We start from the raw sequence: 14,162 nt of genomic DNA, 5'->3' as shown, positions 1-14,162 counted from the left end.
GAATGCCTTGTTTGGCCAATGCGTTTTTTGTAGGAGCGAGCTTGCTCGCGATGGATTCGAAGACGCCACGTATAACCGGTAACCCGCGTCATCGTTAACGACCATTGCGAGCAAGCTCGCTCCTACATGGGAACAGAGCTTAGTTGCCTGACTCAGTACAAAAAATGCGATGCTTGGACATAGTTTGTTTCTGAAAGCGGGCAAATCATGGATCGTCTTCAAGCAATGCGCGTGTTCGTCACGGTAGTCGACCTCGGCAGCCAGTCGGCCGCTGCCGATCATCTGGAGCTGTCACGGCCGGTGGTGTCGCGGTATCTGGCGGAACTGGAAGACTGGGTCGGCGCGCGGCTGATGCATCGCACCACTCGCAAATTAAGCCTGACCGCCGCCGGTAACGAGATCCTGCCGCGTTGCCGGCAAATGCTCGACCTGTCCAGCGACATGCAAGCCGCCGTCAGCGAACCGGATGACGCACCGCGCGGCCTGCTGCGGATCAGCGTCAGCACTTCGTTCGGCCAGGCGCAACTGGCCGATGCCATGGCCGCTTACGTCAAACGTTACCCCGGCGTCAGCATCGACATGCAGATGCTCGACCGCACCGTGAACCTGGTGGATGAGCGCATCGACCTGGCGATCCGCACCAGCAACGACCTGGACCCGAACCTGATCGCCCGCCGCCTGACGGTTTGCCGCTCGGTGATTTGCGCGTCCCCCGCTTACCTGCGCGAGCACCCGGCGCCGCAACGGGTTGAGGATCTGAGCCTGCACAACTGCCTGACCCATTCCTACTTCGGCAAAAGCCTCTGGCATTTCGAGCAGGATGGCGAACAGGTTTCAGTACCGGTGCAGGGCAACATCAGCGCCAACGAGGCCAGCACGCTGTTACGCGCAACGATTGCCGGCGCCGGCGTGGCGATGCTGCCCACGTACCAGGCCGGCGTGCACATTCACAGCGGTGAGTTGATTCGCCTGCTGCCGGCGGCCGAACCCCGGCAAATGAACGTGTACGCGGTGTATGCCTCGCGCAAGCACATGCCGGCCGCATTGCGCAGCCTGCTGGATTTTCTGGTGGAGAGATTTCCGCAAGAACCGGCATGGGATATCGGCCTGTAACCCGATCAAAATGTGGGAGCGGGCTTGCTCGCGAAGAGGTCGGTACATCCGACGCAAATTTTGCGCATGAAATACCGCTTTCGCGGGCAAGCCCGCTCCCACATGGGGGCATCAGTGCTCTGAATACCGCGCTATTGCTGGCAACCCACCGGCGCTGACCTATGCTCAAAGTAATACCGAAAGGTATTCGTTCAGAGGTCAACGCCATGAACATCAGAACAAGAAGATACCTCGCGATCTTCATCACCTGCGCGGTCACGCTCGGGTTGTATGGCGCTGCCGCCTGGCGCGTCGAGCAACTGCGCAACCTGCCCCGTGAATACGCGAGCTGCAACTTCGAGCGCTGCATCCCTCACAACGCGACCCTCAACGCCCTCCGGTAACGAAGGGGGTCAGGCTTCGTTGTCCTGATCGGCCTTCAAGCGGTCGCGGAACGCCTTGGGCGAAATCCCCACGCGACGTCGGAACAGGCGCGTGAAGTTGGTCGGATCGGAAAACCCCAACACGTCGGACATTTCATAAATGGTCATGCTGGTGTAGGTCAGCAAGCGCTTGGCCTCCAGCAATTGCCGTTCGTGCATGATCTGCAACGCCGGTTGCCCCGCCAGCTCACGACAGGTGCCGTTGAGGTGGGACACGGAAATCCCCAGCCGGTGCGCCAGGTCCTCGACCTTGACGTGCTGGCGATAGGTCTCTTCCACCAGTTGAATAAAGCCGTTGAGGTATTCCCGGGCCCGCTGCGGTCGCGCCATGGCGGTGCGACGCTGGATCACCTGGCGGCTGACCCACACCACGATCACACTGACCAGCGAATGCATGAGCATTTCCCGCGCCGGTTGATGGCTGGTGTATTCGCTCTGCAAGGCACTGAACAGGCTGTTGAGGTACTCGGCATCCTTGGCTGCCGGGTAACTTTCGGCCTGGGCCAGGGCATTGACCGATTGCCCCAACTGCATCTGCAAGTGGGCAATCAGCGGCGCGGCCAGGGTCACGACAAACCCTTCCACGTCCTCGGAAAAGCGAAAGCCGTGCACCGACAACGGTGGCAGGATCTGGATCGCCGGTTCAACCAGTTGCGTACGTTTGCCTTCGATTTCAAGCTCTGCCTGACCTTTGAATACGAAGAGCAACTGGCATAAATCCGCGTGGCGGTGGGGTTTGATTTCCCAATGATGTTCGCGACTGCGTTTGGAAATGGTTTCACAGTGCAGCAAGTCCGGGGTCGGCCAATCCAGGCTTTCACCGTAGAGCTTGAACACCGGAATCGAAGGCAGGTCAGGCTTGTTCATCACTTCAATCCAGGCCTCGGAATAGATGACGGGCGATAATCGCACCGATTGGCAGAATGTACAGCTATCCGCTCAGTTTTCACCTTCAATTGACAGACCCGCAAGGGAAAAATGCAAGCACTCGATCCATAAAAATCATTCACCGGCCCTGGTCGCGTGAAGCTTGCGAGTCATAAAAACAATGAAAACACTGAAAACCCAGGTCGCCATCATTGGTGCCGGCCCTTCAGGCTTGTTGCTCGGCCAATTGCTGCACAACGCCGGCATCGACACCCTCATTCTAGAACGTCAGACCCCGGACTATGTACTCGGCCGAATCCGCGCCGGCGTGCTTGAACAAGGCATGGTAGAGCTATTGCGTCAGGCCGGTGTGAGTCAGCGCATGGACGCCGAGGGACTGGTCCATGGCGGTTTCGAGCTGGCTCTCGACGGGCGCCGGGTAAACATCGATCTACACGCCCTGACGGGTGGCAAAACGGTGATGATCTATGGTCAGACCGAGGTCACCCGCGACCTGATGGCCGCTCGTCGGGAGGCCGGCGCACAGACGATTTATCAAGCCGACAACGTCGTCCCCCACGGTCTGAAAACCGATGAAGCGTTTGTCACTTTTGAGAAGGACGGCGAAACCTGGCGACTCGATTGCGACTACATCGCCGGTTGCGACGGCTTCCATGGCGTGGCGCGGCAATCGATTCCCGCCGAAAGCCTGAAAATCTTCGAACGGATCTATCCCTTCGGCTGGCTCGGGATTCTGGCTGATACCCCGCCGGTCCACGATGAACTGGTCTACGCCCGCCATGAGCGCGGTTTTGCCCTGTGCAGCATGCGCTCGCCGACACGCACCCGTTATTACCTGCAAGTGCCCTCCAGCGATCATGTCGATAACTGGTCGGATCAACGCTTCTGGGACGAACTCAAGTCGCGATTGCCGCAAGTGCTGGCGGACAAACTGGTCACCGGCCCGTCCATCGAAAAAAGCATCGCGCCGCTGCGCAGCTTCGTGGTCGAACCCATGCAGTACGGCCGTCTGTTCCTGGTCGGCGATGCCGCACACATCGTCCCGCCCACCGGCGCCAAGGGCCTGAACCTGGCGGCCAGTGATGTGAGTACGCTGTTCAACATCCTGTTCAAGGTTTACCGCGAAGATCGCCTTGATTTACTCGAGAAATACTCGGAAATCTGCCTGCGCCGGGTGTGGAAGGCCGAGCGGTTCTCCTGGTGGATGACCTCGATGCTGCACCGATTCGAGGAGCACGATGCGTTCAGCCAGCGCATTGCCGAATCGGAGCTGGAGTATTTTGTCGGTTCCGAAGCGGGTCGCAAAACCATTGCAGAAAACTATGTCGGGCTTCCTTACGAGGCTATCGAATAGCTTCCTACCGACTTACACTGGCGAGCACTACCGCTCGCCTTGCTGCTTGCGGGTCAATTACTGCCCACAGGTTTTCCCGTGACCAATCTCCATCAGCCTGAAACGCCCAAACCGGCCATTCGCAGCGTGCTGATCGCCCTGATGCTGGCGATCTTTCTCGGGGCACTGGACCAGACCATCGTCGCCGTCTCGATGCCGGCCATCTCCGCGCAATTCAAGGACGTCAGCCTGCTGGCCTGGGTGATTTCCGGCTATATGGTGGCCATGACCGTGGCGGTGCCGATCTACGGCAAACTGGGCGACTTGTACGGACGGCGCAAACTGATGCTGTTCGGCATGGGCCTGTTCACCCTGGCGTCGGTGTTCTGCGGCATGGCCCAGAGCATGGAGCAATTGGTTCTGGCGCGGATCCTCCAGGGCATCGGGGCCGGCGGGATGATCTCGGTCAGCCAGGCGATCATCGGTGACATCGTGCCACCGCGCGAACGCGGTCGTTATCAGGGCTATTTCAGCAGCATGTACGCGGTGGCCAGCGTGGCCGGCCCGGTGCTCGGCGGCTACATGACCGAATACCTGTCGTGGCGCTGGGTATTTTTGATCAACCTGCCGCTGGGCCTGGGTGCCTGGCTGGTGGCCTGTCGCACCCTGGTGGGGCTGCCGATTCCGCAACGCAAACCGATCATCGATTATCTGGGCACCGTGCTGATGATCATCGGGCTGACGGCGTTGTTGCTGGGTATCACGCAGATCGGTCAGGGCCATTCGTGGCGTAGTGCCGAAGTGCTGGCACTGCTCGTTTGTGCGGTACTCGTGCTGGGGCTGTTCGTCGCCCACGAGCGGCGGGCACGGGAGCCGTTGCTGCCTATGCATCTGTTCGCCAACCGCAATGCGATCCTGTGCTGGTGCACGATTTTCTTCACCAGTTTCCAGGCCATCTCGCTGATTGTATTGATGCCTTTGCGCTTCCAGAGCGTGACCGGCGCCGGTGCCGACAGCGCCGCCCTGCACCTGCTGCCGCTGGCCATGGGTTTGCCGATTGGCGCGTATTTCGCTGGCCGCCGCACCTCCGTGACCGGACGCTACAAACCGATGATCCTCACCGGTGCCGCAATGATGCCCATTGCGATTCTTGGCATGGCGTTCAGCCCTCCGCAGGCATTCGTCGTGAGCAGCCTGTTCATGTTGCTCTGCGGGATTTCCTCGGGCATGCAGTTCCCGACATCCTTGGTGGGCACGCAGAATTCGGTGGAACAGCGGGACATCGGCGTGGCCACCAGCACCACCAATCTGTTCCGTTCGTTGGGTGGTGCGGTCGGTGTCGCATTGATGTCGGCGCTGCTGCTGGCGCTGTTGCAGGATTCAAGCTTCGCGCACCTGGCCGGCTCGTCGCTGATCGTCGAGGGCAGTTCAGGGAATGTGTTGCTGGACGGCTTGAACGCCGCACCGGGCGACGCGCAGAACGCCTTGCGCGCCGAGTTGTTGCTGACGTTCCGGCACTTGCTGACGGTCAGTGCGGTGGTGTCGTTGCTGGGGCTGGCGGCAGCGATTGCCATGCCGAACATGTTGTTGCGCGGGCGCGAGGACAAGGTTCGATAGGTAGACCGCGTTGCCTGTATTCGCGAGCAAGCCCGCGATATGGCCTTGTGTGGCGAGGGAGCTTGCTCCCGCTGGGTGGCGCAGCCGCCCCCCATCCATTCGCCGCGGTTGCACAGGTAAACCGCGGTGCCCGACTTACGACTGCTGCGCAGCCGAGCGGGAGCAAGCTCCCTCGCCACAAGTGCTCGTATTACTGCCGGGCGCGCAGTTGCTGCTGCAGGTTCTGGATCTGCGCTTGAAGGGTGTTGATGTTGCGGGTGACCTGGCTGCGGAATGCATCGAACTCGGCGGTGTTGGTCGAGCCCTGTGCGGCGGCCGGACGGTTGTCCTGCTGGCTCTTGAGCACGATCATGTCTTGCTCGAGACGCTCAATGGCCGCGCCCGGGTTGCCTTGCTTCTTCAGCGCGACGATATCGGCGCCCAGGCTTTTCAACTGTGCATCGAGTTTTTCCGCGTCGGACGGGGCACTTTTCAGGGCGGCCAATTCACCGCTCAAGGTTTTGACCTGGGCCTGCAACTGCGTATTGGCTGCCTGATGTTCAGTGTCCCGGGCAGCCAGCTGCGCCAGGCGTTTGTCCAGTTCGGTGGTTTGCGCGGTCATTTGTGCCAGGCGCTTGTCCAGGTCCGAGGCCTGGCCGGCAACACCTTGCTGCTGGGCGCTCTGGTCCTGGAGTTTGTTTTCCAGCTGGCGGATTTGCAGCTTCAAGGCCTCGCTGTCGGTGGTGACGTTGGTCTGACTGGCGACAACTTTTCCGGAAATATCCTGCAAGCGCCCCGCCGCCTCCTCACTGATTCGCGCGAAACTTTCCTGGGTCGCCACCAATTGCTGTTCCATCAGGGAAATCTGCTGAAAGCTCCACCAGGCCAGGACCGCGAACGCAATGACCAGCGCCCCGACCAACGCCCAAAGGGGGCCGGTGCTCGCCGCCTTGACCTTCACCACCGGCGCCGGGCGCGAATGCACGACCGTGCGGGCAGTGGGCGGAAAGTCGTCGTCGAGAACGTCCGCACGCAGGCTCGGTACATCGTCGAAGTCGTCGTTGGCATCGTTTCGCATGGACATTGAGTCAACCTTAGTGAATCACATAATGGCTTTATGCCGCGCAGTATAAACCCCACAGCCGTAACCATTGACCCCGAAGCCCCGTTTCCGGTTCAGTCAGGGGTCGTTGTTCGAGCGTCACCGATTAGCCTGGGCCTTCCACCAGCCACAGAACTCATCGAGCGCCGTCCAGAGGCTGACCTTGGGATCGTAATCCAGATAATGCCGGGCGCGGCTGATGTCCAGGGTGAAATTTTTGTTCATGACCTGCATGCCCAGACGCGACAGCGTCGGTTCGGGTCGCCCCGGCCACATCTTGCACACCCCCTCGTTGAGCGCCGCCACGCTGTAGGCCAAGCCGTAGGAACGGTAGCGGGTTACCTGTGGGACTTCCATGTTGCGCATGACGTAATTGACCACATCCCACAACGGAATCGGCGTGCCGTTGCTGATGTTGTAAGCCTTGCCCAGCGCAGAACCGCTGGCCAGCAAACTGCTGAGCAACGCCTCGTTAAGGTTTTGCACGCTGGTGAAGTCAACTTTGTTCAGGCCATTGCCGATGATTGCCAGGCGCCCCTTGCGCTGCATGTTCAACAGGCGCGGGAAGATGCTCATGTCGCCGGCCCCGGTGACGAAACGCGGGCGCAGGGCCAGGGTTTCGAGGCCGAACTCCTGGGCACCGAAGACTTTTTGCTCGGCCAGGTACTTGGTGGCGGCGTAAGGGTGCTTGAAGCGCTTGGGCACCTGCTCTTCGGTCAGGCCCAGGTGATCGCGACCATCGAAGTAGATCGACGGCGACGACAAATGCACCAGCCGCCGAACCCGTTGCTTCAGGCACGCTTCGACCACGTTCTCGGTGACCTGGACGTTGCCTTGATGGAAGTCCTGATAACGTCCCCACAAACCGACGGCACCGGCGCAATGCACCACGGCCTCGACGCCCGAACACAGTTCACGCGCCAGTTCCGGGTCGCTCAAGTCACCCTGGATGAACTCGGCTCCGCGGCGTACCAGATGCTCCACACTCTCGGCCCGGCGACCGTTGACCCGCACGTCCAGGCCCTGCTCCAGGGCAAAACGCGCAAAGCGCCCGCCGATGAAGCCGCTTGCGCCGGTAACCAGAATCTTCATGAATTGCTCCTACAGATGCAGCTACAAGCTTAAAGCTACGAGCTGCAAGTTAAATCGAGTGCGCAAGCGCTTCACTTGCGGCATGCAGCTTGACGCTTACTGCTGCTCCAAGGGCACCAGCCATTGCTTTGATACGCGTACCAATTGATCGGTGAGCAGACCCAGCAACTGGCCGCCATTACGCCAATGATGCCAGTACAGCGGCACATCGATCGGCTTATCTGGCAGCAACTCCTGCAATACGCCCCTTTCCAGTTGCTCACGCACCTGCAGTTCCGGGACCAGGCCCCAGCCGAGCCCGGCTTCCGTCAGCCGAATGAAACCTTCGGAGGACGGGCATAAATGGTGTTCGAAACCACCCTCGACGCCGAGGGACGCAAGATAGCGATGCTGCAGGAAATCGTCCGGGCCAAACACCAGCGCCGGGGTACGGGCCAACTGATCGGCGCGTACGCCTTGCGGAAAATGCCGGGCGATAAAGGCCGGGCTGGCCAGCGCACGGTAACGCATGGCCCCCAGCAACACGCTGCGCGCCCCCGCCACCGGGCGCTCGCTGGCACAGACGCAGGCCGCCACTTCACCGGCGCGCATGCGCTTGAGGCCGACGGTCTGGTCTTCGACCACCAGATCCATCAACAGATGTTGTTCCGCACAAAACGCCCCCACGGCCTGCGCCCACCACGTGGCCAGGCTGTCGGCGTTGAGGGCGATCCGCAGGCGTTCGGGCAGGCCCTCTTCATCCAGCGCCGGCACCAGGCTTTGCAAATCCCGTTCAAGCAAGCGCACCTGCTGCACGTGGTTGAGCAGCCGCCTACCGATTTCCGTCGGCGTTGGCGGCGTGGCCCGTACCAGCACCGGCTGACCAACCCGCGCTTCCAGCAGCTTGATGCGCTGGGAAATCGCCGATTGCGACAGGCCCAGCACCTGGGCTGCCCGCTCAAAACCGGCCTGTTCAACCACGGCCGCGAGGGCAGAAAGCAATTTATAGTCGAACATCAGTTTTCCTAATGAGCGATCAGCAAGATTGGTTTTTCTTATACAGCCTTCACAACGACAATGACCAGCAAGAACTCTTGAACAAGGATCACCCACATGGCTGGCGAAACTTCATTGGCAACACTGCTGCGCAGCATGAGCCCGCAACTCAACGCCGGCGAATACGTGTTCTGCACCCTGCGCGACGGCAGGTTGCCCACGGATCTGGAGATTGTCGGCAGCTTCCGCGAACAGGAAGGCCTGACCGTTATTCTCGAACGCTCCCAGGCCGAAAAGGCCGGATTCAGCTTCGACTACGTCGCCGCCTGGATCACCTTGAACGTGCATTCGGCCCTCGAAGCGGTCGGCCTGACCGCCGCGTTCGCCACGGCACTCGGCCAGGCTGCCATCAGCTGCAACGTGATTGCCGGCTACTACCACGACCATTTGTTTGTCGGCCAGGCCGACGCCGACCGTGCCCTGCAAGTGCTGCGGGATCTGGCAGCCAACGCGGAGTAAAAAATCATGTGGCAAAGTTATGTCAACGGGCTGCTCGTGGCCTTCGGCCTGATCATGGCGATCGGAACCCAGAATGCGTTTGTCCTGGCGCAAAGCCTGCGGCGTGAGCATCACCTGCCGGTGGCGGCGCTGTGCGTGGCCTGCGATGCCTTGTTGGTGGCCGCCGGAGTGTTTGGCCTGGCGACGGTGTTGGCACAGAACCCGACATTGCTGGCCATAGCCCGTTGGGGCGGTGCAGCGTTTCTGTTGTGGTATGGCAGCCAGGCGCTGCGTCGGGCCTTTTCGACACAGAGCCTGCAAGAGGGCGAAAACCAGACCGTACGCTCGCTGCGGGCGGTCATGCTCAGCGCGCTGGCGGTGACTTTGCTCAACCCGCACGTCTATCTGGACACCGTTTTGCTGATCGGCTCCCTCGGCGCACAACAAACCGAGCCCGGCGCTTATGTGGTGGGCGCGGCCAGTGCCTCGCTTCTGTGGTTCTTCACCCTGGCGCTCGGTGCGGCATGGCTGGCACCGTGGCTCGCCCGCCCCAGTACCTGGCGAATTCTCGATCTGTTGGTGGCAGTGATGATGTTTGCCGTAGCGCTGCAGTTAATCGCAGCCATCTGATTCGCGGAACCTCTATTCCACACAGTTGTTGCGTGGTTATGCCGTCCCCCCGGTGCTATGATCCGACTCCCTGCGCCGCAAAGAGTACAAACTCCCCGGCGCTTGTCTGGCCGCCCGTGATCGGCCTTGCGCTCACCGCAACTGACCTGATTAGGAGAATCATCATGGCTTTCGAATTGCCGCCGCTGCCGTACGCACACGATGCCCTGCAGCCGCACATTTCCAAGGAAACCCTGGAATACCACCACGACAAGCACCACAACACCTATGTCGTGAACCTGAACAACCTGGTGCCAGGCACCGAGTTCGAAGGCAAGACCCTGGAAGAAATCGTCAAGACTTCCTCGGGCGGTATCTTCAACAACGCCGCTCAGGTCTGGAACCACACTTTCTACTGGAACTGCCTGGCGCCAAACGCTGGCGGTCAACCAACCGGCGCACTGGCTGAAGCCATCAACGCAGCGTTCGGTTCGTTCGACAAGTTCAAGGAAGAGTTCAGCAAGACTTCCATCGGCACCTTCGGTTCCGGCTGGGGCTGGCTGGTGAAGAAGGCTGACGGTTCCCTGGCCCTGGCCAGCACCATCGGCGCCGGCAACCCGCTGACCAACGGCGACACCCCGCTGCTGACCTGCGACGTCTGGGAACACGCTTACTACATCGACTACCGCAACCTGCGTCCGAAGTACGTCGAAGCGTTCTGGAACCTGGTCAACTGGAAATTCGTGGCTGAGCAGTTCGAAGGCAAAACCTTCACCGCTTAAGCTCGACGCCAGTCAAGAAAACCCGGCTTATGCCGGGTTTTTTTATGAGCTCGGGAAAGTCCGAAAAGTGGCCACATCAATGAAAAACGTGTCGATTATCCGGCCGTCTTCGCGAGCAAGCCCGCTCCCACATTAGATCTGTATACGGCACGATCCAGTGTGGGAGCGGGCTTGCTCGCGAAGAACGATGACGCGGTCAACCCGACTGAATACCTATCCCTGCGGATCGACGTTATCCAACGCACGATTCACCGCCAGTTCCGCCAGCATGATGATCTGCGCAATGGCCAACGCCGTGTTGCGCTGAGGGCCGGTCAGGAAGGTGGCGAAATCACTCGCCATGACGTTGGCTGAAGCCAGTGATTCACAGGCGTGGGCAAGAAGGCTTTCAGTGTCCATGTCGGGGACGATCATGAACATGGTGCGGGGGCTGTAGGGTTTGGTGGTGCTGCTGGGGGGATCGGGGATTAATTTGTCCATAAAACCATTCCTCTAACGCTGTGGCCACCACTTGCCGTTTCTCACGCGGTGAAGAGGTGGCAGCTATGTGCGAGGTGAGAAACCGGTATGGACACCCGGGCCAGACCTAAGTCTGCCCGCACACAGCTGCCATGACGCATTTACAGACAGCGGAATAGCTGGCGGCGATTATGCGTGCACAGGCTCTGGATGACCATAAGTAGCCGGGTTCTCACACCCGATCGCTGAGTTTTCAGCGACAGTCAGAGGCTATTGAGTCCGCTTCCGACGGACAACCTGAAAACTGCGTGGGAAACTTCTGGCGCTTTCCTACACCGCGCCATCTCGCAAAAACGTAACGCGGGGCGTCCCTGGCAGCACTCCCACGCGGGAGCATGGGAGCGATCAGCTTAGAGGCGTGGGAGATTGGTCGGCTGGCAGGCCGCCTTCGCGAGCAAGCCCGCTCCCACAGGGTCGAGGTACATCCGCCAGATTCAGGTCGGCTGGCAGGCCGCCTGAGCGAGCAACCCAGAACAATTTCTAACGATGAAACAAGTCTTGCCCCCCTTGCCCCAACGCCCCGGACGACTAACATCAAACAAAAGGAAAATATCTCCACCCCCGCCCCTCAAGTTGAAGGACTCGACAACCGACACAGTGCTAATAGGCTAACTCGTCAAGACAACTGCAAATTGGCCAAGCTAAAGGCAAAATCCCTCAAGGATGATTGTCCCTTTGACTGCCATCACGGGATTGCCAATACTCATGGCAACTTGATGCCACCCGCACGGAACAAGGAATAACCCTTTGAAGCTGGAACTCAAGAACAGCTTGTCGGTGAAGTTGCTCCGGGTCGTGCTCCTGTCGGCATTGATCGTCGGCGTGGTCTTGAGCTGCGCACAGATCGTGTTCGATGCCTATAAAACACGCCAGGCCGTCGCCAGCGATGCCGATCGCATCCTCGACATGTTTCGCGACCCCTCGACCCAGGCCGTCTACAGCCTGGACCGGGAAATGGGCATGCAGGTGATCGAAGGCCTGTTTCAGGACGCCGCCGTGCGCCAGGCTTCCATTGGCCATCCCAACGAAGCCATGCTCGCGCAAAAAACCCGCGAGCTACAGCACTCCCACAGCCGCTGGCTGACCGACCTGATTCTTGGCAAGGAACGCACCTTCACCACCCAACTCGTCGGTCGCGGGCCGTACAGCGAGTATTACGGCGACCTGAGCATCACCCTCGATACCGCCACCTACGGCCAGGGGTTCATCGTCAGTTCGGTGATCATCTTCATTTCCGGCGTACTGCGCGCGCTCGCCATGGGGCTGGTGTTGTATCTGGTCTATCACTGGCTGCTGACCAAGCCGCTGTCGCGGATCATCGAGCACCTCACGGAGATCAATCCGGATCGTCCCAGCGAGCACAAGATTCCGCTGCTCAAGGGTCACGAGAAAAATGAACTGGGCATCTGGATCAACACCGCCAACCAGTTGCTCGAATCCATCGAACGCAATACCCACCTGCGCCACGAAGCGGAAAACAGCCTGTTGCGCATGTCCCAGTACGACTTCCTGACGGGGCTGCCGAACCGCCAGCAATTGCAGCAGCAACTGGACAAGATTCTCATCGACGCCGGCAAGTTGCAGCGCCGGGTCGCGGTGTTGTGTGTCGGCCTCGATGACTTCAAGGGCATCAACGAGCAGTTCAGCTACCAGACCGGCGACCAGTTGCTGCTGGCCCTGGCCGATCGCCTGCGCGGCCATAGCGGTCGCCTGGGCGCCCTCGCCCGTCTCGGTGGCGACCAGTTCGCCCTGGTCCAGGCCGATATCGAGCAGCCCTACGAAGCCGCCGAGCTGGCGCAAAGCATTCTCGATGACCTGGAAGCGGCGTTTGCCCTCGACCATCAGGAGATCCGCCTGCGCGCCACCATCGGCATCACCCTGTTCCCCGAGGACGGTGACAGCACGGAGAAATTGCTGCAAAAGGCCGAGCAGACCATGACGCTGGCCAAGACCCGTTCGCGCAACCGCTATCAGTTCTATATCGCCAGCGTCGACACCGAAATGCGCCGCCGCCGCGAACTGGAAAAAGACCTGCGCGATGCGCTGGTCCGCAATCAGTTCTACCTCGTCTACCAGCCGCAGATCAGCTATCGCGACAATCGCGTGGTGGGCGTCGAAGCCCTGATTCGCTGGCAACACCCCGAGCACGGCATGGTGCCACCGGACCTGTTCATCCCGCTGGCCGAACAGAACGGCACCATCATTGCCATCGGCGAGTGGGTGCTGGACCAGGCCTGCAAACAATTACGCGAGTGGCATGACCAGGGTTTTACCGAGCTGCGCATGGCGGTGAACCTGTCCACGGTTCAATTGCACCACGCCGAACTGCCACGGGTGGTCAACAATCTGCTGCAGATGTACCGCCTGCCACCACGCAGCCTGGAGCTGGAAGTCACCGAAACCGGCCTGATGGAAGACATCAGCACCGCGGCCCAGCACTTGCTCAGCCTGCGCCGCTCCGGCGCGCTGATCGCCATCGACGATTTCGGAACCGGCTATTCGTCCTTGAGCTATCTCAAGAGCCTGCCGCTGGACAAGATCAAGATCGACAAGAGTTTCGTCCAGGACCTGCTCGATGACGACGACGATGCGACCATCGTTCGCGCCATCATCCAGCTGGGCAAGAGCCTGGGCATGCAAGTGATTGCCGAAGGCGTGGAAACCGCCGAGCAGGAGGCCTATATCATTTCCGAAGGCTGCCACGAAGGTCAGGGCTATCACTACAGCAAGCCGTTGCCGGCACGGGAGCTGGGCCTTTACCTCAAGCAGGCCCAACGCAGTAACGCGGCCATTCTCTGAAACAACGCAGCCTTTGTAGCAGCTGGCGAAGCCTGCGTTCGGCGGCGCAGCCGTCGTGAGATCAGGCACCTCGGTGTGTCAGGCGAACTGCGTCGTCAGGGTTTACGACGGCTGCGCCGCCGAACGCAGGCTTCGCCAGCTGCTACAAGGCTGCGATCTTTTGATTTGCCGCAAACCACCCGCTGAATAAGAAATATTTCCAGGTACAACCCTTTACACATAATGCGAAAGATTTGCATTATGTCGCAGTTTTGCGTGTGCATAGCACGACTCCACCCCTTATCGAAGCAGGATGTTCGCCATGATTCGTATGCCTCTGGCTACCGCCAGTCTGTTGGCCATCGCTATTTCCCTCGCCGGTTGCGGCGATGGTAAAGACCAAGAAAAAGCTGCCGCGCCTGCGCCAGCTGCCAGCATTGCGGCGGCTCCAGCCG

General features: G+C 60.2%; 13 protein-coding genes. 8 read left to right on the top strand and 5 right to left on the bottom strand.

What is annotated here, in order from left to right:
- Nucleotides 1-207 precede the first annotated feature (207 nt).
- Both PMI28_RS16605 and PMI28_RS30760 read left to right on the top strand, forming a co-directional pair.
- Nucleotides 208-1,113, top strand: a complete 906-nt coding sequence (locus tag PMI28_RS16605; protein WP_202949525.1) for a LysR family transcriptional regulator — start codon at nucleotides 208-210, stop codon at nucleotides 1,111-1,113.
- Between the two features lie 206 nt (nucleotides 1,114-1,319).
- Complete coding sequence (locus tag PMI28_RS30760) at nucleotides 1,320-1,496, top strand: hypothetical protein (protein WP_007986083.1); 177 nt, start codon at nucleotides 1,320-1,322, stop codon at nucleotides 1,494-1,496.
- A 9-nt stretch (nucleotides 1,497-1,505) separates the two neighbouring features.
- Here PMI28_RS30760 and PMI28_RS16610 read toward each other — a convergent pair whose 3' ends face one another.
- On the bottom strand, nucleotides 1,506-2,402 hold the full coding sequence (locus PMI28_RS16610; protein ID WP_007986082.1) for a helix-turn-helix domain-containing protein: 897 nt from the start codon (nucleotides 2,400-2,402) through the stop codon (nucleotides 1,506-1,508).
- Nucleotides 2,403-2,592: 190 nt separating this feature from the next.
- Between PMI28_RS16610 and pobA the strand changes: the two genes are divergently transcribed.
- A complete protein-coding gene (pobA, locus tag PMI28_RS16615; protein WP_177318966.1) occupies nucleotides 2,593-3,777 on the top strand; it encodes a 4-hydroxybenzoate 3-monooxygenase in 1,185 nt (394 codons plus the stop codon).
- A 78-nt stretch (nucleotides 3,778-3,855) separates the two neighbouring features.
- Entirely contained in the window at nucleotides 3,856-5,373 is a 1,518-nt protein-coding gene (locus PMI28_RS16620; protein WP_007986077.1) for an MDR family MFS transporter, read from the top strand.
- Nucleotides 5,374-5,563: 190 nt separating this feature from the next.
- Here PMI28_RS16620 and PMI28_RS16625 read toward each other — a convergent pair whose 3' ends face one another.
- The 3 genes from PMI28_RS16625 to PMI28_RS16635 all read right to left on the bottom strand — a co-directional run bounded on the left by PMI28_RS16625 (nucleotide 5,564) and on the right by PMI28_RS16635 (nucleotide 8,542).
- On the bottom strand, nucleotides 5,564-6,436 hold the full coding sequence (locus PMI28_RS16625) for a hypothetical protein (protein WP_007986074.1): 873 nt from the start codon (nucleotides 6,434-6,436) through the stop codon (nucleotides 5,564-5,566).
- Between the two features lie 117 nt (nucleotides 6,437-6,553).
- The gene (locus PMI28_RS16630) at nucleotides 6,554-7,546 is read right to left on the bottom strand and encodes an NAD-dependent epimerase/dehydratase family protein (protein WP_007986073.1); all 993 of its coding nucleotides are present in this window, start codon (nucleotides 7,544-7,546) and stop codon (nucleotides 6,554-6,556) included.
- A gap of 96 nt (nucleotides 7,547-7,642) precedes the next feature.
- Nucleotides 7,643-8,542 carry a LysR family transcriptional regulator ArgP gene (locus tag PMI28_RS16635; protein WP_007986070.1) on the bottom strand — a complete coding sequence of 300 codons (900 nt, stop codon included), beginning with the start codon at nucleotides 8,540-8,542 and terminating at the stop codon, nucleotides 7,643-7,645.
- Nucleotides 8,543-8,638: 96 nt separating this feature from the next.
- Between PMI28_RS16635 and PMI28_RS16640 the strand changes: the two genes are divergently transcribed.
- The 3 genes from PMI28_RS16640 to PMI28_RS16650 all read left to right on the top strand — a co-directional run bounded on the left by PMI28_RS16640 (nucleotide 8,639) and on the right by PMI28_RS16650 (nucleotide 10,410).
- The gene (locus PMI28_RS16640; protein ID WP_007986068.1) at nucleotides 8,639-9,040 is read left to right on the top strand and encodes an ACT domain-containing protein; all 402 of its coding nucleotides are present in this window, start codon (nucleotides 8,639-8,641) and stop codon (nucleotides 9,038-9,040) included.
- A gap of 6 nt (nucleotides 9,041-9,046) precedes the next feature.
- Complete coding sequence (locus tag PMI28_RS16645; protein ID WP_007986066.1) at nucleotides 9,047-9,649, top strand: LysE/ArgO family amino acid transporter; 603 nt, start codon at nucleotides 9,047-9,049, stop codon at nucleotides 9,647-9,649.
- Nucleotides 9,650-9,813: 164 nt separating this feature from the next.
- Nucleotides 9,814-10,410, top strand: a complete 597-nt coding sequence (locus PMI28_RS16650) for a superoxide dismutase (RefSeq protein ID WP_007986065.1) — start codon at nucleotides 9,814-9,816, stop codon at nucleotides 10,408-10,410.
- A gap of 213 nt (nucleotides 10,411-10,623) precedes the next feature.
- On the opposite strand, the gene PMI28_RS16655 is transcribed toward PMI28_RS16650, so the two are convergent.
- Complete coding sequence (locus PMI28_RS16655) at nucleotides 10,624-10,890, bottom strand: DUF6124 family protein (RefSeq protein WP_007986063.1); 267 nt, start codon at nucleotides 10,888-10,890, stop codon at nucleotides 10,624-10,626.
- A 786-nt stretch (nucleotides 10,891-11,676) separates the two neighbouring features.
- Here PMI28_RS16655 and PMI28_RS16660 point away from each other — a divergent pair.
- Nucleotides 11,677-13,728: a putative bifunctional diguanylate cyclase/phosphodiesterase gene (locus PMI28_RS16660; RefSeq protein ID WP_007986061.1), complete on the top strand. Its 2,052-nt coding sequence runs from the start codon at nucleotides 11,677-11,679 to the stop codon at nucleotides 13,726-13,728.
- Nucleotides 13,729-14,162: the final 434 nt, after the last annotated feature.

It is taken from the genome of Pseudomonas sp. GM48 (genome assembly GCF_000282335.1).
Classification (GTDB): Bacteria; Pseudomonadota; Gammaproteobacteria; order Pseudomonadales; family Pseudomonadaceae; genus Aquipseudomonas.
The sequence above is the reverse complement of the archived record's forward strand: the minus strand, read 5'-3'. Positions and strand labels throughout refer to the sequence as shown.